This is a genomic window from Duganella sp. BJB1802 (assembly GCF_013369445.1).
GTDB classification, from domain to species: domain Bacteria; phylum Pseudomonadota; class Gammaproteobacteria; order Burkholderiales; family Burkholderiaceae_D; genus Rugamonas; species Rugamonas vulcania_A.
This window is the reverse complement of the sequence record NZ_JABWEF010000006.1, coordinates 119192-141880: the sequence shown is the minus strand read 5'-3', so window position 1 is coordinate 141880 and position 22689 is coordinate 119192. Positions and strand designations below refer to the sequence as shown.

The 22689-nt window shown below is 64.0% G+C and carries 21 protein-coding genes; 3 read left to right on the top strand and 18 right to left on the bottom strand.

Going from position 1 to position 22689, the window contains the following annotated elements; all coding sequences use genetic code 11:
• Positions 1-31 precede the first annotated feature (31 nt).
• From hisS to ndk, 6 genes are all read right to left on the bottom strand, one after another.
• Positions 32-1375, bottom strand: coding sequence for a histidine--tRNA ligase (hisS, locus tag HUX88_RS11810; protein ID WP_161083458.1), 1344 nt, complete (start codon positions 1373-1375; stop codon positions 32-34).
• A complete protein-coding gene (gene ispG / locus HUX88_RS11805; RefSeq protein WP_176361901.1) occupies positions 1362-2633 on the bottom strand; it encodes a flavodoxin-dependent (E)-4-hydroxy-3-methylbut-2-enyl-diphosphate synthase in 1272 nt (423 codons plus the stop codon). The genes hisS and ispG overlap by 14 nt, the downstream gene beginning before the upstream one ends.
• 21 nt (positions 2634-2654) lie before the next feature.
• On the bottom strand, positions 2655-3656 hold the full coding sequence (locus tag HUX88_RS11800; protein ID WP_176361900.1) for a helix-turn-helix domain-containing protein: 1002 nt from the start codon (positions 3654-3656) through the stop codon (positions 2655-2657).
• A 13-nt stretch (positions 3657-3669) separates the two neighbouring features.
• Positions 3670-4491 carry a type IV pilus biogenesis/stability protein PilW gene (gene pilW / locus HUX88_RS11795; protein WP_176361899.1) on the bottom strand — a complete coding sequence of 274 codons (822 nt, stop codon included), beginning with the start codon at positions 4489-4491 and terminating at the stop codon, positions 3670-3672.
• Positions 4491-5663, bottom strand: coding sequence for a 23S rRNA (adenine(2503)-C(2))-methyltransferase RlmN (gene rlmN, locus HUX88_RS11790; protein WP_117013802.1), 1173 nt, complete (start codon positions 5661-5663; stop codon positions 4491-4493). The genes pilW and rlmN overlap by 1 nt, the downstream gene beginning before the upstream one ends.
• A 72-nt stretch (positions 5664-5735) precedes the next feature.
• Positions 5736-6143, bottom strand: a complete 408-nt coding sequence (gene ndk / locus HUX88_RS11785; RefSeq protein ID WP_090314593.1) for a nucleoside-diphosphate kinase — start codon at positions 6141-6143, stop codon at positions 5736-5738.
• Positions 6144-6413: 270 nt separating this feature from the next.
• On the opposite strand from ndk, the gene HUX88_RS11780 reads away from it, so the two are divergent.
• The gene (locus HUX88_RS11780; RefSeq protein ID WP_117013349.1) at positions 6414-7094 is read left to right on the top strand and encodes a Bax inhibitor-1/YccA family protein; all 681 of its coding nucleotides are present in this window, start codon (positions 6414-6416) and stop codon (positions 7092-7094) included.
• A 146-nt stretch (positions 7095-7240) separates the two neighbouring features.
• Here the strand turns inward: HUX88_RS11780 and rlmD are convergent, their stop codons facing one another.
• From rlmD to HUX88_RS11745, 7 genes are all read right to left on the bottom strand, one after another.
• Entirely contained in the window at positions 7241-8578 is a 1338-nt protein-coding gene (gene rlmD / locus HUX88_RS11775; RefSeq protein WP_176361898.1) for a 23S rRNA (uracil(1939)-C(5))-methyltransferase RlmD, read from the bottom strand.
• A gap of 78 nt (positions 8579-8656) precedes the next feature.
• Entirely contained in the window at positions 8657-9664 is a 1008-nt protein-coding gene (gene rpoS / locus HUX88_RS11770; RefSeq protein WP_117015800.1) for an RNA polymerase sigma factor RpoS, read from the bottom strand.
• A gap of 7 nt (positions 9665-9671) precedes the next feature.
• On the bottom strand, positions 9672-10610 hold the full coding sequence (locus tag HUX88_RS11765; protein WP_117015799.1) for a peptidoglycan DD-metalloendopeptidase family protein: 939 nt from the start codon (positions 10608-10610) through the stop codon (positions 9672-9674).
• A 29-nt stretch (positions 10611-10639) separates the two neighbouring features.
• Positions 10640-11515: a protein-L-isoaspartate(D-aspartate) O-methyltransferase gene (locus tag HUX88_RS11760; protein ID WP_117015798.1), complete on the bottom strand. Its 876-nt coding sequence runs from the start codon at positions 11513-11515 to the stop codon at positions 10640-10642.
• Positions 11512-12249, bottom strand: coding sequence for a 5'/3'-nucleotidase SurE (gene surE, locus HUX88_RS11755; RefSeq protein ID WP_117015797.1), 738 nt, complete (start codon positions 12247-12249; stop codon positions 11512-11514). The genes HUX88_RS11760 and surE overlap by 4 nt, the downstream gene beginning before the upstream one ends.
• 69 nt (positions 12250-12318) lie before the next feature.
• Entirely contained in the window at positions 12319-14283 is a 1965-nt protein-coding gene (locus tag HUX88_RS11750; RefSeq protein ID WP_176361897.1) for a tetratricopeptide repeat protein, read from the bottom strand.
• Positions 14284-14292: 9 nt separating this feature from the next.
• Entirely contained in the window at positions 14293-14898 is a 606-nt protein-coding gene (locus HUX88_RS11745; RefSeq protein ID WP_117015795.1) for a toll/interleukin-1 receptor domain-containing protein, read from the bottom strand.
• 177 nt (positions 14899-15075) lie between these two features.
• On the opposite strand from HUX88_RS11745, the gene HUX88_RS11740 reads away from it, so the two are divergent.
• The gene (locus HUX88_RS11740) at positions 15076-16050 is read left to right on the top strand and encodes an NADPH:quinone oxidoreductase family protein (RefSeq protein ID WP_117015794.1); all 975 of its coding nucleotides are present in this window, start codon (positions 15076-15078) and stop codon (positions 16048-16050) included.
• Between the two features lie 58 nt (positions 16051-16108).
• Here HUX88_RS11740 and HUX88_RS11735 read toward each other — a convergent pair whose 3' ends face one another.
• Together HUX88_RS11735 and HUX88_RS11730 are read right to left on the bottom strand one after the other, a co-directional pair.
• Positions 16109-18145, bottom strand: coding sequence for an ATP-dependent DNA helicase (locus tag HUX88_RS11735; protein WP_175001259.1), 2037 nt, complete (start codon positions 18143-18145; stop codon positions 16109-16111).
• Positions 18146-18175: 30 nt separating this feature from the next.
• The gene (locus HUX88_RS11730; protein WP_008450659.1) at positions 18176-18376 is read right to left on the bottom strand and encodes a YdcH family protein; all 201 of its coding nucleotides are present in this window, start codon (positions 18374-18376) and stop codon (positions 18176-18178) included.
• A gap of 148 nt (positions 18377-18524) precedes the next feature.
• Between HUX88_RS11730 and HUX88_RS11725 the strand changes: the two genes are divergently transcribed.
• Positions 18525-19328: a PP2C family serine/threonine-protein phosphatase gene (locus tag HUX88_RS11725; RefSeq protein WP_176361896.1), complete on the top strand. Its 804-nt coding sequence runs from the start codon at positions 18525-18527 to the stop codon at positions 19326-19328.
• Between the two features lie 13 nt (positions 19329-19341).
• Here HUX88_RS11725 and HUX88_RS11720 read toward each other — a convergent pair whose 3' ends face one another.
• The 3 genes from HUX88_RS11720 to lpdA all read right to left on the bottom strand — a co-directional run bounded on the left by HUX88_RS11720 (position 19342) and on the right by lpdA (position 22689).
• The gene (locus HUX88_RS11720) at positions 19342-20064 is read right to left on the bottom strand and encodes a hypothetical protein (protein ID WP_229219301.1); all 723 of its coding nucleotides are present in this window, start codon (positions 20062-20064) and stop codon (positions 19342-19344) included.
• Positions 20065-20087: 23 nt separating this feature from the next.
• Positions 20088-21185, bottom strand: coding sequence for a cell division protein ZapE (gene zapE / locus HUX88_RS11715; protein ID WP_117015792.1), 1098 nt, complete (start codon positions 21183-21185; stop codon positions 20088-20090).
• 73 nt (positions 21186-21258) lie between these two features.
• Positions 21259-22689, bottom strand: coding sequence for a dihydrolipoyl dehydrogenase (gene lpdA, locus HUX88_RS11710; protein ID WP_176361895.1), 1431 nt, complete (start codon positions 22687-22689; stop codon positions 21259-21261).

The following is a 22689-nucleotide window of genomic DNA, read 5'->3' as shown; positions in this document are numbered from 1 at the left end:
GTCTACTCGTTATAGGTTATAAAAAAACGGCTTAGTGATTGCAATGCTCGTCGTGCACGTGATGGTGATGGTCGCCGCTGTCGGTGATCTGGTCGACCACGAAATCGACGACGTCGTCGAACGGCACCGTCGACTGCTGCTGGGCGCCCTCTTCCCCGCGCATCGCCTTGACGCTGGCGGTGTGGTTGGCCACTTCGTCCTCGCCGATGATGACGGCGAAGGTCGCGCCGCTGCCGTCGGCTTTTTTCATCTGCGTCTTGAAACTGCCAGGGCCGTTCGCGGTCGAGGCGTGCATGACCACGTCCAGGCCGGCGTCGCGCAGGCGCTCGCCCAGCACAAAGGCCTGCAGCTGCGCGGCCTCGCCCTGGTGCACCAGGTAGACGTCGCACTGGTCGGGCGCGTCCGGCTCGCCGGCTTCCTTCATCAGCTCCAGCAGGCGCTCGATGCCCATCGCGAAACCGACGGCGGGCGTCGGCTTGCCGCCGAAGGAGGCGATCAGCGGATCGTAACGGCCGCCGGCGCACACGGTGCCCTGCGAGCCCAGTGCGTCCGTCACCCATTCGAACACGGTGCGGTTGTAGTAATCGAGGCCGCGCACCAGGCGCGGGTTGATCACGTACGGGATGTTGTTGTGGTCGAGGATCTTGCGGACGCCGTTGAAGTGGGCCAGCGATTCCTCGCCCAGGTACTCCAGCAGCTTAGGTGCGGCGTTGACCATCTCCTGCATCGCCGGGTTCTTGGTGTCCAGGATGCGCAGCGGGTTGCTGTGCAGGCGGCGCTTGGCTTCGGCGTCGAGGATGTCCTCGTGCTTTTCCAGGTAGGCGATCAGGTCGACGCGGTGGCGCGCGCGCTCTTCGGCGTCGCCGATCGAGTTCAGTTCGAGGCGGATGTTTTCCAGGCCCAGGTCATCCCACAAGCGGCGGCACATCATGATCATTTCGGCGTCGACGTCCGGGCCGTTGAAGCCGACCGCTTCGCAGCCGAACTGGTAGAACTGGCGATAGCGCCCGCGCTGCGGACGCTCGTGGCGGAACATCGGGCCGGTGTACCACAGGCGCTTCGGACCTTCGTAGACCAGGTTATGCTCGATCACCGCGCGCACCACGCCGGCCGTGCCTTCAGGGCGCAGGGTCAGCTTGTCGCCGTTCATCGAGTCCTCGAACGAGTACATTTCCTTTTCCACGATGTCGGTCACGGCGCCGATGGCGCGCGAGAACAGCGCGGTGTTTTCCACGATGGGCGTGCGGACCTGCTGGAAGCCATAGCTCTGCACCACCGATTGCGCGGTGTTCTCGAACAGCTGCCACAGATGCGAATCGGTCGGCAGGATGTCGTTCATGCCTTTGACGGCGGTGATTTTTTCAGTTTTGGACATATTCTTTGCTGTAGTTCTTTTTCACGTAATTCAGTACGATTTCCTGGAACTCTTCGACGATGCGCTCACCGCGCAGCGTGGCGAACTTGGCGCCGTCGACGAACACCGGCGCGGCCGGCGATTCGCCGGTGCCCGGCAGGCTGATGCCGATGTTGGCGTGCTTCGATTCGCCAGGACCGTTGACGATGCAGCCCATCACGGCCACGTTCATCGCCTCCACGCCCGGATAGGTCTTTTTCCATTCCGGCATCTGGTCGCGCAGATAGGTCTGGATGTTGTCGGCCAGTTCCTGGAAGGTGGTCGAGGTGGTGCGGCCGCAACCCGGGCACGCGATCACCATCGGCGTGAATTTGCGCAGGCCCATGGTCTGCAGGATCTCCTGGCCGACCACCACTTCCTTGGTGCGGTCGCCGCCCGGTTCCGGCGTCAGCGAGATGCGGATGGTGTCGCCGATGCCCTCCTGCAGCAGCACCGACAGCGCGGCGGTCGAGGCGACGATGCCCTTGCTGCCCATGCCCGCCTCGGTCAGGCCGAGGTGCAGCGGATAGTCGCAGCGCTTGGCCAGTTCGCGGTACACGGCGATCAAATCCTGCACGCCCGAGACTTTGCACGACAGGATGATCTTGTCGCGGCCCAGGCCCAGTTCCTCGGCGCGCACGGCGTTCTCGATGGCGGAGGTGATCAGCGCCTCGTACATCACCGCCTGCGCGGACCACGGCTCGGCGCGGCCGGCGTTTTCGTCCATGATGCGGGCCAGCAGCGCCTGATCCAGGCTGCCCCAGTTGACGCCGATGCGTACCGGCTTGTCGTAGCGCGCGGCCACTTCGATCATCTGCGCGAATTGCGTATCGCGCTTGGCGCCCTTGCCGACGTTGCCCGGATTGATGCGGTACTTCGACAGCGCCCTGGCGCAGTCGGGATACTCGTTGAGCAGCGTGTGGCCGTTGTAGTGGAAGTCGCCGACCAGCGGCACGTCGATCTCCATCTTGTCCAGCTGCTCGCGGATGTAGGGCACCGCCGCCGCCGCCTCGGGACGGTCCACCGTCAGGCGCACCAGCTCCGAACCGGCGCGCGCCAGTTCCTTGATCTGGATGGCGGTCTCGATCACGTTGGCGGTGTCGGTATTGGTCATCGACTGCACCACCACGGGGGCGTCGCCGCCCACCCAGATCTTGCGCTGGCCGTGCGAGACCAGCACGCTGCGGCTGGCGCGGCGATTCGACGGTCCCGAAGGAATAGCTGTTTGCGTTGAAGACATGATCGTTCTATTCGTACTCGTTTATTTGATGTTCACGCGCGAGATCGTGCCGCCGGCGACCGGCGGCAGCGCCAGCGGCGCACCGCCCAGCGTCGCTTCCACGCCGCCCGGTTTGCCGACGATGAGCAGCGCCGGATCCTTGATGTCGAAGGTCTCGGTGCTGCCGGCTTTGACCAGGCGCGAAATCAGCGGCGTCGTGCCAGGGCGGCGGATCTCCACCCACGAATCCTGCGTCACCTTCAGCACCAGCTGGCTGCCGCTGGCGGCGACCGGCGCGGCGGCTGGCGGCGATACCTGGGCCACCGGCGCGGCCGGAGCGGGCGTCGCAGGAGCCGGCGCTGGCGCGGCGGCCGGCGGCGTCGTTTGCGCGGCGGCCGGCGCGGCGTCGTTGCTCGTCCCGCCTTGCGGCGGCACGGAAATCAGCGGCACGCTTGGCGACTGCAACGGCGCCGTCTCCTGGCCCGGCTTGACCAGCGTGGTCTCGATCGGCGCGACGGCAACGTCGGCCGGCTTGGAGGCCTCGGCGGCCGCGCTGGCCGGCGCTTCCTTCTCCGCGCGCTGGAACAGCGTGGCCGGAATCAGGCCGGCCTGGTAGGCGTACGCGCCGGCGGCGGCAACCACCACCACGGCCGCGGCACCCACCAGCCACGCCGTGGGAGTTGACGAACGGCCGGTCATCGACGGGAAGCGCGACTCGGTGAAGGTGGCCGCGATTTCCTTGCGCGGCGGCGCCGCCTCATGGCTGGTCGGCGAGATCACTTCGATCATCGCCACCAGCGGCGTGGCGTCGATCTTCACGACCTTGGCGTAGGCGCGCACGAAACCGCGCACCACGGCCATGTTGGGCAGCGCGGCGTAGTCGCCCGCTTCGAGCGCCTTGACCTGGCGCGGCGCCAGTTTCAGCTGGTCGGCTATCTGTTCGACCGTCAGTCCCATCGCTTCGCGCTGGGCCGCCAGTTGTGCTCCGGGCGTGGCCAGGCTGCTGCCCTGGTCCTTTGGCGGTTCTGCCCACTCTGAATTCATTGGTATCCCTGTTTCACTCATCAAACGCCCCACGTTGATAAGCAGCATACTCGGCCGAACCGGGGTGGTGGCGGCGCAATTGCGTCGCCCAGCCAGCTTCCGCACCGGTGTCGCCCAGCTTATGCTGCACCTTAATCCCGAGCCACAGCACATCGGCCGTCAGGCTCTCCATCTTTGCCACCTTGTTCAAACGAGTAATGAAGAAATTGGCGCGGATATAATCGCGCTTTTCAAAATAAACCCGCGCCAGATTGGCGTTGGTGGCCGGCAGGTCGGGCGTCAACTGCAAGGCTTGCAGCAGATAACGCTCCGCGCTGGCGTAATCCTTGATCTTCAATGCGCAGGAACCGGCGTTGTTCGCGGCGTTGGCCGGCGAACGGTAGGCGTGGTTGGCCAGGGCGGCGTCGAACAGCGGCAGCGCCTCGGCCACCCGGCCGGACTGGCACAGGAAGGATCCGTAATTGTTGGCCAAATCCGGATTGGCCGGCGCCAGTTTGCGGGCCCGCACGAAGTTGTCCTCCGCCAGCCCGGTCTCGCCCATCGCCTGGTAAATCAGGCCGCGCATGCCGTAGCCGTCGGCGTAATTCGGGTCGGCGGCCAGCGCCAGCTTGACTTCGTCCAGCGCGAACGGGTACTGGCCCTGCTCGTAGTAGCCGACCGCCAGCTGCATGCGGATCTCCACCTTGCGCTGGGCCGCGGTCTGGTCCGACACCGTGGTCAGCTCGGCCTGGCCGCTCTTGCCGCGTTCAGGTCCCGGCGACGCGCAGCCGGCCAGCGCCCCGGCCGCGCACAAGGCGGCGAGACTGAGCCGGCTCCGCTGCGCCAGGAAGGTCATCAGGAACGGATCTCCACGATCTTGCCGAAGTTGGCGCCGAATTTTTGCTGGTACTCGGCCATCTTCTCCATGCGCTGGGCCACCTTGGTGCGGTCCTGGACTTCGCCGGCCAGCTGGCCGCAGGCGGCGTCGATGTCGTCGCCGCGCGTCTTGCGGATGGTGGTGACGATGCCGCCGTCGACCAGGATCTGGGCGAAGGCCTTGATGCGCGGGTTCTTGGAGCGCAGCAGGCCCGATTCCGGGAACGGATTAAATGGAATCAGGTTGAACTTGCAGTTGACGCCGAACTCGCGGTCCTGCACCAGGGCCAGCAGTTCGCGGGCGTTCTCGTCGGAGTCGTTGACGCCGTCGAGCATGCAGTACTCGAAGGTGATGAAGTCGCGCGGCGCGAATTCCAGGTAGCGCTTGCAGGCGGCCATCAGCTCCTTGAGCGGGTATTTTTTGTTCAGCGGGATCAGGCTGTCGCGCAGCGGGTCGTTCGACGCGTGCAGCGAGACGGCCAATGCCACCGGCACTTCCTGCGACAGCTTGTCCATCATCGGCACCACGCCGGAGGTGGACAGCGTGACGCGGCGGCGCGACAGGCCGTAGGCATTATCGTCCAACATCAGCTTGAGCGCGGTGGCGGTCGGCTCGAAGTTCAGCAGCGGCTCGCCCATGCCCATCATGACCACGTTGGTGATCTGGCGCTCGCCCTTCGGGCCGGGCTCGATGCCCTTGGTGCGGCGCAGTTCGAACTCCGCCATCCACAGCTGGCCGATGATCTCGCCCACGGTGAGGTTGCGCGAGAAGCCCTGCTTGCCGGTCGAGCAGAAGCGGCAGTTGACGGCGCAGCCGGCCTGGGTGGAGATGCACAGCGTGCCGCGGTTCTCTTCCGGGATGTACACGGTTTCGACCGCGTTGCCGTTGCCGACGTCGACCAGCCATTTGCGGGTGCCGTCGGTGGACGTGTGGTCGCTGATGATGGCCGGCGCCGTGACGTGGGCGCGGGTTTTCAGTTTGTCGCGCAGCGACTTGGCCAGATCGGTCATGCTGTCGAAATCCGACGCGCCGAATTGGTGGATCCAGCGCTGCAGTTGCTTGGCGCGGAACGGCTTCTCTCCCAACTCGGCGCAATAGGCGATGAGCTGCGCGGGATCGAAGTCCAGCAAGTTGGTCAGAGGTGCGTTCATATTCAGGTTCAAAACAGTACTAATCATTTATTCCGTTTCCGCACCGCGGCGCGGAAACGGATCTACTAAAAATTACTTACCGAAGAAGTAAGCGATTTCAACTGCCGCAGCTTCGACAGCGTCGGAACCGTGAACAGCGTTGGCATCGATCGAGTCGGCGAAGTCGGCGCGGATGGTGCCTTTTTCAGCCTTCTTAGGATCGGTGGCGCCCATCAGTTCGCGGTTCTTCAGAACTGCGTTCTCGCCTTCCAGGGCCTGGATCATGACTGGGCCGGAGACCATGAAGTCAACCAGGTCCTTGAAGAAACCGCGCTCTTTGTGGGCGGCGTAGAAGCCTTCGGCCTCTTCACGCGACAGCTGCTTCATCTGAGCGGCAACGATCTTCAGGCCAGCGCCTTCGAAACGGCTGTAGATTTGGCCGATTACGTTTTTAGCGACTGCGTCTGGTTTGATGATCGACAGGGTGCGTTCGATTGCCATTTAAAAAACTCCAATAAAAAGAAAGGTTTAAAACAAAATTGATAACTCAATCAACCTTTGATTTTACCATAGAACACCCCATATACCGAGAATCAGGCATAGATAAGCTTGCAAGACCGGCCATATTTGCCGCCCAGGCGGGTAAATATTGGGAGGATGGCCAGATTAAGCCATCTTTAAGCGGGTATTGGGGGCAATTTTGCGCATTTTTACCCCGGCGTGCTATGCTTTTGGCAAGCGGTATTCGAATCACTCTGAAGGAGGTTCTTTATGAACAACATGCAAAACACCTACGACCTGGCGGGAAGCCGTTCGGTCCAGCACGCTGTGCTGCGCAACACCTACTGGCTGCTCGCGCTGTCCATGGTGCCGACCATCTTTGGCGCGGTGCTGGGCGTAGGCCTGCAGCTGCCACTGAGCGGCGGGCTGATGAGCCTGCTGTTCCTGGCCGTCGCCTTCGGTTTCATCTGGGGCATCGAAAAGAACAAGGATTCCGGCGTGGGCGTGGCCCTGCTGCTGGGCTTCACGTTCTTCATGGGGTTGATGCTGACGCCCATCCTGTCGTTCACGCTGCGCGCCTACACCAATGGCGCCTTCCTGATCATGACGGCGTTCGGCGGCACGGCCACCGTGTTCGCGGTGCTGGCCACCGTGGCCACCGTCTCCAAGCGCGACTTCTCGGGCATGGGCACGTGGCTGTTCGCCGGCGTCATCGTCCTGCTGCTGGCCTCGCTGGCCAACATCTTCCTGCACATCCCGGCCATGTCGCTGGTGATTTCGGTGATCGCCGTGGCGATCTTCTCGGCCTACATCCTGTACGACGTGCAGCAGATCATCAACGGCGGCGAGACCAACTACATCCGCGCCACGCTGAACATCTACCTGGACGTGTACAACATCTTCGTCAACCTGTTGCGCCTGCTGGGCATCTTCGGCGGCAGCCGCGACTAAGTAGCAGCCACCCCATAGAAAGCCGGCCCAGCGCCGGCTTTTTTTATTTTTATGGTGGGGTCAAGTCTGACATTCGGACACGAGCTCAATAGTAGGCGCGGCCTACTATTGAGCTCGTGTCCGAATGTCAGACTTGACCCCAGTGTTTAGGCGAGGTTGAACACGCCCATCGATTCGACGTGCGAGGTGTGCGGGAACATGTTGACCACGCCGGCCTTGTCGAGCACGTAGCCGGCGTTGACCAGGATGCCGGCGTCGCGCGCCAGCGTGGACGGGCTGCACGAGACGTAGACGATGCGCTTGGGCAGCAGGTCGGCGCGGGTCTGGCTCAACGCCACCAGCGCTTCGCTCAGCGCCATGGCGCCGTCGCGCGGCGGGTCGATCAGCATGCGGTCGAACTTGCCCAGCGCGATCAGGTCGTCGGCCGTCACCTCGAACAGGTTGCGGGTGTAGAACGTGGTCTTGTCCGACAGGCCGTTGGCCTTGGCGTTGTCCAGCGCGCGCTCGGTCAGCGAGGTCGCGCCTTCGATGCCGACCACTTCGCGCGCCTGCGTCGCCAGCGGCAGCGTGAAGTTGCCCAGGCCGCAGAACAGGTCGGCCACGCGGTCTTCCGGCTGCACTTCCAGCAGGCGCAGCGCCTTCACCACCAGCACGCGGTTGATGTAGTGATTCACCTGCGTGAAGTCGACTGGCTTGAACGGCATCTTGATGCCGAACTCTGGCAGCAGGTAGTACAGCTCGGGGCCCAGCGGGTAGTATGGCGCTGCCGTTTCCGGCCCCTTGGTCTGCAGCCAGAACTGCACCTGATGCTGGTCGGCGAAGGCCTTCAATTTGACGTCGTCGCCGGCGCCCAGCGGCGACATGATGCGCAGCACCAGCGCGGTCACGCCTTCGCCGATCGCCACTTCGATCTGCGGGACCTGGTCGAACAGGGTCAGCGAACCGATCAGCGCACGCAGCGGCAGCAGCAGGTCCGACACGTGCTTGGGCAGGATCTGGCAGCTCTGGATGTCGGCCACGAAGATCGAGCGCTTTTCTTTGAAGCCGACCAGCACGGTGTTTTTCTTGGCCACGTGGCGCACCGACAGGCGCGCGCGATAGCGGTAGCCCCAGGTCGGGCCGTACATCGGGCGCATCACCGTCAGCGGGCGCACCTTGCCGATGTGTTGCAGGTTGTCTTCCAGCACGCGCTGCTTGATCGCCACCTGCGCGGTCGGCTCCAGGTGCTGCATGGAGCAGCCGCCGCACATGTCGAAGTGCGGGCACTTGGGCGTGACGCGCATCGGCGATTCGCGCAGCAGCTCGTCCATGCGCGCCATTTCCCAGTTTTTCTTCTTCTTGAACGTGGTGAAGCGGACCGTCTCTCCCGGCAAGGCGCCTTCGACGAACACTACTTTGCCTTGGGAGCCGTCTTCATTTTCCAGATGGCCGACGCCGCGGGCGTCCATGTCGAGCGACTTGATGAAGATAGTATTTTCTTGCATAACGTTCAATTCAAAAAGGGAATGGCTAGCGCCGGCACGCATATGCCGGGGCCGACATGATAGCAGAATGGGAAGAGACTACAGCAGGGAATCGCGCACCACGCCGCGCGCAGCCATGGCCCGTTTCAGCTTGACCAGCGCTTCCTGCTGGATCTGGCGCACGCGTTCGCGGGTGACGCCCATTTCCTCGGCCAGCGTTTCCAGCGTGGCCGGATCGTCGTTGTCGAGGCCGAAGCGGCGCATGATGACGATGCGCTGCTTGTCCGGCAGCTTGGTCAGCCAGTCGCGCACCAGCAGCGTCATTTCGTGGTGCTCGGCGCGCGCGTCCGGGCTGTCCTCGGCGTCGCCTGGCAGCATGTCCATCAGCGACGATTGCGGATCGTTGTCCAGCGGCGCATCGAGCGAGGTGGCGTGCTCGGACAAGGCCAGGATGTCCTGCACCTCCTCCACCGGGCGGCCGACCAGCTCGGCGATGTCCTCGGCGGTGGCGTCCTTGCCGTTGTGGTGCTGGGCTTCGAGGTGGTATTTGCCGCGCAGGATCTGGTTCAGCTCGCGCACCATGTGCACCGGCAGGCGCACCGTGCGCGCCTGGTTCATGATGGCGCGCTCGATGCTCTGGCGTATCCACCAGGTGGCGTAGGTGGAGAAGCGGAAGCCGCGCTCCGGCTCGAACTTGTCGATGGCACGCATCAGGCCGATGTTGCCCTCCTCGATCATGTCGAGCAGGACCACGCCGCGGTTGATGTAGTGCTTGGCGATGGAGACCACAAGCCGCAGGTTGTGCTCGATCATGGTCTGGCGGGCGGAGAAGTCGCCGGCCTTGGCCAGCGTGGCGTAGTGCACTTCCTGCGGCGCCGTCAGCAGCGGACGGGTGCCGATCTGGTTCAGGTAGTGCTGGGTGGTGTCGGTCGACAGCTCGGCCGCCAGCACTTTTTTCAGTTCATCGACGCTTTCGAGCACCGCGCCCGGCTCGACGGCCCCCGCCTCGCCATCCGCTGATTCGATGGCGACATCATCATTGCTCTCGTCCGGGAATTCGTCCGGGGCCGAGTCGTCATCCATCGAATCGTGCGGCGTCTGTGTCATGGCTCAGCTACCGGTTAGGCAGGAATCTGGACGGATCGACCGGCTTGCCCTGCTGCCTGATTTCAAAGTGCAGCTTGACGGAATCGGCATCGGAATCGCCCATCTCGGCAATCATTTGTCCCTTGTTCACGCTCTGGCCTTCCTTGACCACAATGGTGCGATTGTGGGCATAGGCCGACAACAAGCTATTACTGTGCTTCACAATAACGAGATTACCATAACCACGGATGCCGCTGCCGGCGTACATCACTTTTCCGGCGCCGGCAGCCACGACTTGCTGGCCCGCCTTGCCGGCGATGTCCACACCCTTGTTCTTGCCTTCGTCGAAAGTGGCGACGACGCGGCCTTCGGACGGCCACATCCAGCTCAGTTTTTCATCCTCGGCGCTGGCGGCGACCGCGGCCGCGGCAGGCGGCGCGGTGGTCACGGCGGGCGACGGCGCCGGGGCAGGCTTGACGCTGGCTTCAGCCTTGCCGTTGCCATTGCCGTCGGCGCGTTGCAACTCGGCCAGCGCGCTCTCCGAGTACGGTTTTTTCTCGCCCTTCGGCTCGGTCTTCTTGACCACCGGCGGCGGTGGCGGCGTTTTTTCCGCCGGCGGCATGACGATGGCGCCGGTCTGCACGCCGTTGGACGCGCTGTCCGGCGGCAACACGCGCAGCACCTGGTCGACCTTGATGTCGTTCGGATTGGACAGGTTGTTCCAGGTCACCAGGTCGCGGTAGTTCTGGCCGTATTCCAGCGCGATGCGGATCAGCGTGTCGCCCTTCTTGACCGTGTACAGGCCGCGCTCGTCGCGGGCGATCTGCGCCGTTTCGCTGGGGGTGGCGGGCTTGACTGGCGGCGGAGGGCTGCGGTCGACAACCGGCGCCTGGTTCGGGGTGGTGCTGCAAGCGCTCAATAAAGCGAGCGCAAAGCTCAATGCGAGCAAGTTACTTTTGTTTGTCATTCTCATCTTAGTCTAAGGGTACGGACACGTCATATCGTGCCCGGACGCAGCGGGACGAAGTGGCAATCTTCCAGCGTAACGCTGGCCCACTCCGCCTTGCCGGTGCGTGTAATTAATTCCAGGTGCTGCGCGCGGGCGCCCACCGGCGCCACCAGACGGCCGCCTATGGTCAGCTGTTCCAGCAGTGCTTGTGGCACCTCCAGGCCGGCCGCGGCCAGGATGATACCGTCAAACGGGGCCGCTTGCGGCAGGCCAAGCATACCATCTCCGTAATGCAAACGCAGGTTCGGCACGCGCAGCGGGCGCAGATTGGCCTTGGCCAGCTCGTGCAGCGGCTTGATGCGCTCGATCGAATACACCTCCTGCGCCACGCAGGACAGCACCGCCGCCTGGTAGCCGCAGCCGGTGCCGATCTCCAGCACCCGCTGCAGCGGGCCGCCGTTGCGCATCACCTCGATCATGCGCGCGACGATGTAGGGCTGGGAGATGGTCTGGTGGTGACCGATCGGCAGCGAGGCGTCGATATAGGCCTGCGAGGCCAGCGCCTCGTCCATGAACATATGGCGTGGCACGCTCTCCATCGCGCCCAGCACCGCCAGGTCCTTGACGCCCTGTTTGGCGATACGCTGCACCATGGCGCGGCGCACCGCGTCCGACACCAGCGGATTGCCGCGCGGCGCCGGGGCCGGCACCGGCTGCGCCCGCTCCATGGCGTAGCTGTGCGACTTGGACGGCGCCGCCACCGGCCGCGCAGTGGAATAACCGTGCTGGGGCGGTACATGGCGGGCCGCGTTCTGGGTGGCGGTCTGCGGCGTGGCCACCGGCGCGAACACCGTCGCCTTCTTGGCCCCCTTGTCGACTACCGAGGATAGCGGGAGGGGAAAGCTACGGTTCTTGTCGGTCATGCCAGGGCCTTTGCCAGTGCATCGAGTTGAGTTTTGTGGGTCAGGTCGATCTGCAGCGGCGTGATCGAGGTCCGGCCTTGGGCGCAGGCATGGAAATCCGTGCCTTCCCCCGCGTCCTTGGTCGCGCCCGGCGGGCCGATCCAGAAGATTTCCTTGCCGCGCGGATCCCTGGCCCGTATCACCGGCTCGGCCTGGTGGCGCCGGCCCAGCCGGGTGGCCACCGGCGCGGTCAACTGATCGTACGGTCGGTTCGGGATGTTGACGTTCAGCAGATACGGCGCCGGCAACGTTTGATAATAGCGCTCGATGATGTCGCGCGCGTGACGGGCTGCGTCGTCGATGTGCTCCCAGCCGTAGGCGCCCTGCGAGAAGGCGATCGACGGGATGCCGAACAGATAGCCCTCGGTGGCGGCGGCGACGGTGCCGGAATACAGCGTGTCGTCGCCCATGTTGGGGCCGTTGTTGATGCCGGACACGACCAGGTCGGGCTTGTAGTCCAGCATGCCGGTCAGCGCGACGTGCACGCAGTCGGTGGGCGTGCCGTTGACAAAATAGAAACCATTAGCCGCCTGCTGCACCGACAGCGGCCGGTCCAGCGACAGGGAATTGGAGGCGCCGGAGCGGTTGCTGTCCGGCGCCACGACCACGATGTCGGCGATGGGTGCAAGGGCCTGCGCCAGCGCGTTGATGCCCGGCGCCAGGTAGCCGTCGTCATTACTGATCAGGATTCTCATACGGAGATTTTACCTGAAGCAATGGCGTCGCTGCGCGTGCCGGCGGCCTCCGAACCAGATAAATTTGCGCTAGCGCGACGGCGGCCTCCCGACGGACAAATGACCGTCCAGCGCCATCAATTCCTCGGTGGCGCGGGTCCACAGATCGCTCGGGTGGCGGCCGCTGCGCGGGCGGGGCTGCCGGGACAAGGCGTCGCCATAATCGGCCATGGCCGCATCCTGATGCAACTCGGGCACCAGCACCGGCTCGCCGATCCGGCCGACCGCCGGACCGCCCAACTGCGCCCGCACGTCGGCCAGCTGCGCGCGCGCCTTGCGGGTATCCGGGTGGTCCGGCCCGAGGCGCCGGAGCTGGGCCTGATAGACGGCGTCGAACAGGCTGCTGGCGGCGTCCAGCTCTTGCATCCGCAGCAAGGTGCACGCCAGCGCGGCCTTGCTGCGCAAGGTGTCGGCGTGCTCGGCGCCCAGCAGCCGCTTGCGCGCTGCCAAGACCTGCTCCTGCGCCGCGCGGGCCGGTTCGCTGTCGCCGCGCTGGAACAGGATGTCGGCCCGGTCGGCTTTGCAGGCCAGCGTCAGCAGGTGCTCGTGGCCCAGCAGGCGCAGGTAGGCTTCCAGCACCGCGTCCATGATGGTCAGCGCCTCGGCAGGACGCCCCTGCTGGGCCAGCGTGACCGCCAGGTTGGCGCGCGCCGCCAGCGTGTCGGGATGCTCCGGTCCGAGCAGCCGCGTGCGGGCCTCGACGATGCATTCTTCGAGGAATTGCGCTTCGTCCAGCTGCCCCTGCAGGCGCAGCACGCTTGCCAGGTTGCTCTTGCTTGCCAGCGTATCCGGATGGTCTTCGCTCAGCCCTCGCTGGCGCAAGGTCATGCTTTCCTCGAAACAGGTGAGCGCCTGACGCAGCCGGCCTTCGCGGCGATACAGCTCGCCCAGCAGATTGAGGTCGCGCGCCAGCGGTTGCGACAGCGCGCGCACGCCGCCCTCCTCCAGCGCCCGGCGGGCGTCGCCGACGGCGGCCAGCAGATGGATCTCGCGGCTCGATTGCCATGGAAAATAGCCGCCGGCCAGCCAGCCGAGCAAGGCTTCGAAGGTGCGCGTCAGCGAGAAGCGGTCGCCGCCTTGGTCGATACGCACCGCCAGTTGCTCGCCGTAGGCGAAGGTGCGCGTCTGTTGCAGCTGGACTTCGTCGAAATAGCTGTCCAGCGACATCTGCGGCATGCCGTAGCACGAGCTGAGCAACTGTTCGAAGATGGGCTGGTAGCCCAGGATGCGCTGCTGCTGGTCGCCGCGCCGCCACTGGGCGCGCTGCACGCTGTCGCTCATTTCGATGCGCGATGGTAGAGGATAGACCATCAATGGCCGCTGTTCGTCCTCGTGGCTGCGGCGGTAGGCGGTCGCGCGCGTGACCAGCGCCTGCACGCCCTCCAGGCTCTGCCGGTTGGGCGTGAACACCACCACCAGCTTGCGCGGCAGCAGGGTGGTGCAGATGCCGGCGCTGTCGGTGCGGCCGGTGCGGGAATCGACCAGCACGTAGCGGAAATGCCGCGCCAGATTATCGGCAAAGCAACGGAACAAGGCCGGGCAACTGTTGAACAGCTCGTCCCAGTGCATCGCGGCCAGCCGTTCGCCATAGCTGTCGTCGAAGCGGCCGGCGCGCATCAGGTACAACTGGCTGCTCTGGTCGACCCGGTTCACATATTGCTCCCAGCCGACTGCGGCCAGCACCTCGCGCGCCAGCTCGTCGCCGTCCAGCGCGGCCGCGCCCTTGCGGCGGCGCGCCAGTTGCTCGCGGCAAGCCTCGAACAGCTCCAACACGCCCGGCTTGTCCTCGTGGTGGTCGAAGTAATGGTGCAAACCCGGCGCCTCCAGGTCCCAATCGATCATCAATACCGGGGTGGTGGCATTTTGTTGACGCGCCAGCAACACCGCGATATTGGACAGGGCCATGGTGCGCCCGGTCCCGCCCTTGTAGGAATAAAAAGTGATAACTTCGCCGGTTCCAGTCAACGGCGGCAGCGACAAGGCAGTGATGTCCATGGCAAACCTTTAGCGTGGGAAGTGTGGAGGAGGAATGGCACGCCATTCCGGCGGAATGTCCGGCATGACAAAACGTCCACAATCATGCTCCGGCGGCGTGCATCGTTTTAAGTGGTGGTAATGCTGGGCAATGCGCAACACGATTTTTTCTATGTCGGGAAGAAACTCCGGGTTGGTTTTGAGGTCGCCGCTGGCCAGCGTGTAGCGGGAGAAGTCCACGTACATGCCCGGCCCGGCGATTTGCGGCGGCAAGCCGTCCGGGTGGCGGGTCATGACGACTGGGATGATCAGGTGACTGGGCAGCGCGTACCACTGCTTGCGCTCGCTTTCAATTAGTTGCATTGCTGCAAACTCGCGGCGGGTGTAGGCATGCGCTTCGTACTTGGGTGTATAAATGACAATCATGCAGGCGCTTTCACACATCGCGCGCGCGATTTTTTGGTCGAGGTCGTCTCCGCCGCCGAGTTGCTCGCTATCAACAAAGAGCTCGTTCTCGTTGTCGAAGTGGGGCTCCAGGTAACATTTGAGCGCTTCGATCAAATCGTTCTTGAACTTGCTCATGTACGCGTGATGGCCGTGTGCATAACTGAAAAAGCAGCCGTGACGGATAGTCATGACATCCTCCGTTGCCGCCCTACAGAGGTACGGCGTTTAACCAACTCTAACAATCCCCCCGGCAGACACTTTGAGCGAACGCAAACGTGCGACAGCCCGAACTTTGCGCAAACCGGTGGCGCTTTCGGGTATCATAAAAATCTAACGATCGTTCTATTTTTAACCAAGGAGACCACCATGAAAGCTGTCGTATGCCAGGCCTGGGGATTGCCGGACACCCTCGCCGTCCAGGAATTACCCGATCCACAAGCCGGTCCGGGACAGGTCGTGATCGATGTCAAAGCGGCCGGCGTGAACTTTCCGGACGTGCTCATCATTCAAGGCAAGTATCAATTCAAGCCGGAACTGCCCTTCGTTCCGGGCAGCGAAGTGGCCGGCGTGGTGCGCTCGGTTGCTGACGATGTGACAACTTTCAAGCCGGGCGACAAGGTTATCGCCTTCACGTCGACCGGTGGTTTCGGGCAACAATTAGTGGCGCCGGTGCAAGCCCTGGCGCCCATGCCGCCGGGCATGGATTTCGAGACGGCGGCGGCGATCACCCTCACCTACGGCACCTCACACCACGCGGTGGTGGACCGTGCCGCGCTAAAAGCTGGCGAGACCATGCTAGTACTTGGCGCGGCTGGCGGTGTGGGGCTGGCCGCGATCGAGATCGGCAAAGCCCTTGGAGCCCGCATCATTGCTTGCGCTTCGACCGATGAGAAGCTGGAAGTGTGCAAGGCGCACGGCGCGGACGTGCTGATCAACTACAGCAAGGAGGATTTGCGCGAGGCGATCAAGGCGGCGACCGGCGGCAAGGGTCCGGACGTGATTTACGACCCGGTCGGCGGCGAATACGCGGAGCCGGCGTTCCGTTCGATCGCGTGGCGCGGGCGTTACCTGGTGGTGGGATTCGCCAACGGCGAGATTCCGAAATTGCCGCTCAACCTGACCTTGCTGAAAGGCGCGTCACTGGTCGGCGTTTTCTGGGGCGAGTTCGTCAAGCGGGAGCCGAAGGCCAACCTGGCCGGCATGCGCCAGTTGATGGGATGGTTGCAGGAGGGAAAGATCAAGCCGCATATTTCGGGCCGGTACAAACTGGAGGAGACCGCGCGCGCGTTGAACGATATGGCGGCCCGGAAGGTCACGGGCAAGGTGGTGATACTGCCCTAGCATCCTGCCAGCCGCCGCCATCCGGGGAGGTGGCGGCGGCAAGTTTTGATACTGAAAGTTACGAATCGGAATTCTTGTTTTTGAAGAATTCGATGACCTCGGCCTGCTCGCGGGTGCGCTTGAAGGACGGCAAACTCTGCCAGATCCGCTTGCCGTACGGCTTGGAAATCACCCGCGGATCGCACAACATCAGCACACCGCGGTCGCCTTCGTCGCGGATCAGGCGCCCCGCACCTTGCTTCAGGTTAATAATCGCCTCGGGCAAAGTGTGGTGCATAAAGCCATTTTTGCCCTGCTTTTCCATCACCTCGATGCGCGCGGCCAGCACCGGATCGTCCGGCGGCGCGAACGGAAGCTTGTCGATAATCACCAAAGACAGCGCATCGCCGCGCACGTCGACGCCTTCCCAGAAGCTTTGCGAGCCGATCAGCACGCCATTTCCCGCCTTGCGGAACTGGTCCAGCAGCTCGGTGCGGCCCTTGTCGCCCTGGACAAACAGCGGATACGGCAGGCCGCGCTTCTCGAATTCGTCGCGCAGGCGCTCGGCGGCGCGCTTCACGGCGCGCAAAGTCGTGCACAAAAGGAAAGTTTTCCCGCCGGCAGCCTCGATGATAGGCAGCGCGTGGTCGAGCACCGCGTCGGTGTAGCCCATGGAATTCGGGTCCGGCAAGCCCTGCGGGACGTACAAAATCCCCTGCTGCTCGTAGTTGAACGGGCTCGGCCAGGTCTTCGACGGCTCGCCGTCCAGCCCCATTTGCTCGGAAAAATGGCTGAAATCGTTCTTCACCGCCAAGGTCGCGGAGGTGAAAATCCAGCTGCGCGGCACGCCTTCGCGCTGGCCATTGAAGATCGGTGCGATCGACAATGGCGTCTTGTGCAGCTGCAGGGACGACGCGTAGGCCTCGACCCAGAACACCGCCTCGGCCCCCTTTTCCACCCGCGCCTTCGGATCGAATTTCCAATCCGCCAGCTTTTGCGCCAACTCCAGGCCGCGCTGGCGGCATTGCTCCAGCGTCTCGGCGCGCGCGGCCTGGGTTTCCAGCACAGCCAGCATGCCGTCCAGCTCGTCCTTGAGCGTCTGCAGGGCCGGGAAAAAGTCGCTCGACGGCGCGATCTGCGGCAGCGACAGGCGCACGATATCCTGCGGGAACGTCAGGCGCAAATCGCGCGCGGCCTTCTCCACCACCGTGACGACCTTGCCCCAGTCGGCGCCGTCGCGGGCGTTGGACAAGCCTTCGGCCAGCACGTCGCGGCACAATTCCAGCACCTGCGAGGTCGAAAACGTGTCGCCGAAGAACAAGGTGGCGGTGTCGGGCAGCTGGTGCGCCTCATCGAAGATCACGGTGTTGGCCGACGGCAGCAGTTCGGCGATGCCGGAATCCTTCAGCGCCACGTCGGCGAAGAACAGATGGTGGTTGACCACCACCACATCGGCCTGCTGCGCCTCCTTGCGCGCCTTCATCACGAAGCAATCCTGGTAATACTGGCACTCGGCGCCCATGCAATTGTCGCGGGTCGAGGTCACCAGGTTCCAGATCAGCGCGTTTTCCGGCACGCGGGCCAGCTCGGCCTTGTCGCCCGAACTGGTCATTTTCAAAAACCGCGAGATTTCGCGCAGGTGGCCGACGTCGTCGCGCGAGGTCATGCGGCCGTTCTGCAGCGTGCGCTCCAGGTGGTAGTGGCAGACGTAGTTCGAGCGCCCCTTCAGCAGGGCCACCGACACCGGCGCCTGCAAGGCGGCGCGCACGGTCGGGATGTCGCGCAGGAACAACTGGTCCTGCAAGTTCTTGGTGCCGGTGGAAACGATGGTCTTGCCGCCCCACAGCAGCGCCGGCACCAGGTAGGCGAAGGTCTTGCCCGTGCCCGTGCCGGCCTCGGCGATCAACGTGGTCTGGTTGGCGATGGCGTCCGCCACCGCCTTGGCCATCTCGGTCTGCGAGCGGCGCGGGCGGTAGTCGCCGACAGCCGGACCCAACGGCCCGCCGGCACCAAACAGGCGCTCGACCTCGGCATCGTGTTTTCCGGGGGGCTGATCGGGTGTGGCGCCGACTACGGCGGGGATGGTGTCGGCGGGCGTGGGAAGGTGTTCGGTCAAAATAAACTTAGTTGGGGCACTGAGCCGGACTCAGGCCGGAACGTCGGGCACTAATTGCATTTTCAGCAGAGTGATATGGTCTTTTAATTGCAGCTTGCGCTTTTTGAGGCGGCGCAATTGCAGTTGATCGTGATGGCCATCCAGCGTGAGCATGTCGATGACCGCGTCCAGATCGCGGTGTTCGACGTCGAGTTCTATCAGACGACGCTGGATATCTTGTACATCAGTCATAATTCTCGGTCTTTACTCACACAAATAGTTTCACTGGAACAACAGATATCTTGCAAACAAACTGTGACACGGTGCATAGTTTAATCTACGGCGGCCCCGCCGCCAACATAATGATCGCTCACCCGCCGACTAGGATACAGTGTTGCTTATGAGCGCATACAAAATCGAAGCCGGCACCGCCCAGCACATCGGAAACCGATCCCAGCAAAACGACCGGGTGGCCCTGTACACGGCCGCCCAGGCGCCCGGCTATGTGATGGCCGTGCTGGCCGACGGCAACCACAGCGCCATCGGTTCGGACCAGGCGCTGCTGACCGCCAAGCACCTGTTCGACGAGTTGCGCGTCGGCGACACGCCCAGCATCCCGCGCCTGCAGGACTTGATGCGCGCCATCGCCGAGGAGGCGCACCAGGTCATCAAGATGAATCCGATCGCCAAGACCGTCGAGCCGCAGAGCGCGTTGGCGATGATGGTGCTGACGCCGGCCGGCCAGGTGGTGTGGGGCCATGTCGGCGACGCGCGGGTGTACCGCTTCGCCGGCGAGGCCTGCGCCATGCGCAGCAACGACGGCGCCTACATCGAACATCTGGTCAACCAGGACAAGCTGCCGCTGGAGGCGGCAAAAAAGCACCGTGGCTCCAAGCTGCTCAACAACGTGCTGGGCAACAGCTTCAAGTCGCCCTTCGTCACGGTCGGCTATCACGAAGGCTTGCAGGCCGGCGATTCGCTCCTGCTGTGCTCGGACGGCCTGTGGCAATTGTTCAAGGATACGGAACTGGCGGCGGCGGTCGCGCGCAACACGCCGCGCCAGGCCGCCGAACGCCTGATCGGCAAGGCCGGCGAACGCGCCCAGGGCAAGGGCGACAACTGCTCGATGGCCATCATCAAGCTGGTCGAGCAGCCCAAGGACATACCGAACTACACCATACAGAAAATGCGCCGCGCGGTCTGACGCGCGGCCCCGCTTACTGCTTCTTGGCGGCCGCCGCTGCGGCTGCGGCCTCGGCGGCGGCCTTCTTCTTCTCCGACGCTTCGTGGGCGGCGCGCTTGGCGTCGCTGTCGGCCTTCTTCTTGGCCACTTGCACCTTGCGTTTTTCCGACTCGGCCTGCTTGTTCTCGAATGCTTGGACATTGGCCGCGCGCTTGCCGGCGTCGGCCGCGTCCTGCGCCGCCTGGCGCTGGACCTTGGCCGCGTGCTCGGCCTCGCGGTCCACCACCGGCTTGCCGGCGTTCGGCGCCGGACGCGGCGTGTCGTCCACGACCTTGGCTTCCTTCGGCGGCATGGCGGCGCGCTGCGCTTCTTCTTCCGCGTCCTTGCGGGCGCGCACGGCCAGGTCGGCATCGCGCTTCTCGACCGAATCGGCGCGCTTGAAATGCTCGGCCTCCACCTCGGTGGCGCGCAGCTTCGCCAGCGCGGCGCGGCGTTTTTCCTTGGCCTTGTCCATGCAGTAGTTGACGAAGAACTTGTCGTAGCACACGCGTTCGCTGGCGGCGAATTCGTCGTTGACCGCCGCACGGTCCTTGGCCACCTGCTGCAGCGTTGCGTTGGCCTGCTCGACCGAATGGGTCGGCTGCGGCGCGGCGGCCGGCTCAGGGGTCTGGGCCTGCACCGGCGCGGCCAGCGCGGCCAACGCCGCCAGCGCGGCGGCCGCGATCATCTCGCCCAGCGGTTTCAAACTTGGTCTCATATTTTTATCCTGTTGCAGCTCACTTAGGCCAGCGCACCGGCCGCGGCGCGCTGCTCTTTATCCATGTACTCGCGCGATTGCATCTCGACGATGCGCGACACCGTGCGGTGAAATTCGTTGGCCAAGGTGCCGTTGGTGTAGAGCTCTTCCGGCTCCACCTCGGCCGACATCAGCAGCTTGACGCCCTGGTCGTAGAACACGTCAATCAGCCAGGTGAAGCGCCGCGCCTCCGACGACATCGCGGCCGACATCATCGGAATCCCGGACAATATCACGGTATGGAAGCGGCTGGCGATTTCCAGGTAATCGTTCTGCGAGCGGGGGCCGCCGCACAGCGTGTTGAAGTCGAACCAGATGATGGTGCCGGCGCGGCGCAGCGCGCGGATCTCGCGCGCCTCGATGCGTACCACCGGATCCTCGTCGGCGGTCTCGGCGATGCTGGCGTAGGCCTCGCGCAGCAGGCGGTCGGTGTGGGCGTTGAGCGGCGTCAGGTAGGAATCGACCTGCTCCAGCGCGCGGCCCCGGTAGTCGACGCCGGCGTCGATGTTCATCACGTCCAGCTTATCGTACAGCAGCTGGATGGTGGGCAGGATGCGGTCGCGGTGCAGGCCGTCCGGGTACAGCAGTTTCGGATCGTAGTTCGAGGTCATGATGAAGGACACGCCGTTGTCGAACAGCGCCTTCAGCAGGTTGTACATGATCATGGCGTCGGCCACGTCCGAGATATGGAACTCGTCGAAGCAGATCAGCCGGTACTTCTTGGCGATGCGCTTGGCCACCTCGTCCAGCGGATTGGCCACGCCGGTCAGCTCGTCGAGCTGGCGGTGCACGCCGCGCATGAACTCGTGGAAGTGCAGGCGCGTCTTGCGCACCAGCGGCACCACGGAATAGAAGGAATCCATCAGGAAGGACTTGCCGCGCCCCACCCCGCCCCACATGTAGACCCCCTTCGGCACGTCGGGCCGGTTGATCAGCCGCTTGAAGGTGGACGAACGCTGGCCCTTGTAGGCCACCCACTCGTCGTAGCACTGTTGCAGGCGGTCGACCGCGCGGCGCTGGGCTGCATCGGCCTTGAAATTGCGCTCTTGCAGCGCGTGCTGATAAAACTCTTCGACGTTCATGGGGTTCGATTCTGTACTGCGCAAATAAAAAGGGCGGACCGCAGTCCGCCCGCAGTCCGCTTACTGGTGCTGCTTAGAAGTTCAGCGTGCGCTTGTCGATCGCCAGCGCGGCTTCCTTGGTCGCTTCCGACAGCGATGGGTGTGCGTGGCAGATGCGCGCGATGTCCTCGGCCGAAGCCTTGAACTCCATCGCCACCACGGCTTCGGAGATCAGCTCGGAAGCCATCGGTCCGATGATGTGGACGCCCAGGATTTCGTCGGTGGTGGCATCGGCCAGGAACTTGACCATGCCCGAGGTGTCGCCCAGCGCGCGTGCGCGGCCGTTGGCCAGGAACGGGAAGGTGCCGGCCTTGTAGGCAACGCCGTCGGCCTTCAGTTGCTGCTCGGTGCGGCCGACCCACGCGATTTCCGGCGAGGTGTAGATGACCCAAGGGATGGTGTTGAAGTTGGTGTGGCCGTGCTGGCCGGCCATGCGCTCGGCAACGGCAACGCCTTCCTCTTCCGCCTTGTGCGCCAGCATCGGGCCGCGTACCACGTCGCCCACTGCCCATACGCCTGGCAGGTTGGTCTTGCAGTCGTCGTCGACGGCCACGAAACCACGCTCGTCCAGCTTCAGGCCGACCTTGTCGGCGGCCAGGCCGTCGGTGTTCGGGGTGCGGCCGATCGAGACGATCAGCTTGTCGAACACGGCGGTCTGCGCTTCGCCCTTGGCGTTTTCGTAGGCCACGGTGACGTTGTTGGCGCCCTTGGTGATGCTGCCGATCTTGCAGCCCAGGTTGATGTTCAGGCCCTGCTTGGCGAACAGCTTGCCGGCTTCCTTGGCGATCTGCTCATCGACCGCGCCCAGGAACACAGGCAGGCCTTCCAGCACGGTCACTTCGGAACCCAGGCGACGCCATACGGAACCCATTTCCAGGCCGATCACGCCGGCGCCGATCACGCCCAGCTTCTTCGGCACTTCGCCGATGGTCAGCGCGCCGGTGTTCGACAGGATCAGTTTTTCATCGAACTCGGCGCCTGGCAGTGCGCGCGCGTTGGAGCCGGTGGCGATGATGACTTGCTTGGCGTTGATGGTCTCGTTGGCTGGCGCGGAGATGGTCAGCGGGTAGCCGTCGGCGGTGGCGGCGCCGGCGAACGCAGCGCGGCCGTGGAAGAAGGTGACCTTGTTTTTCTTGAACAGGAACAGGATGCCGTCGTTGTTCTGCTTCACGACGGTGTCCTTGCGCTTGATCATCTGCGGCAGGTTCAGCGACAGGCCGGCGACGTCGATGCCGTGTTCCTTGAACGCGTGGCCGGCGTGCTCGAAGTGCTCGGACGATTGCAGCAGCGCCTTCGACGGGATGCAGCCGACGTTGGTGCAGGTGCCGCCAGGTGCGGGACCGCCCTTTTCATTGACCCATGCGTCGACGCAGGCGACCGAGAAACCCAGTTGTGCCGCGCGGATGGCCGCGATGTAACCGCCAGGACCGGCGCCGATGACTACTACGTCAAATTGTTTACTCAT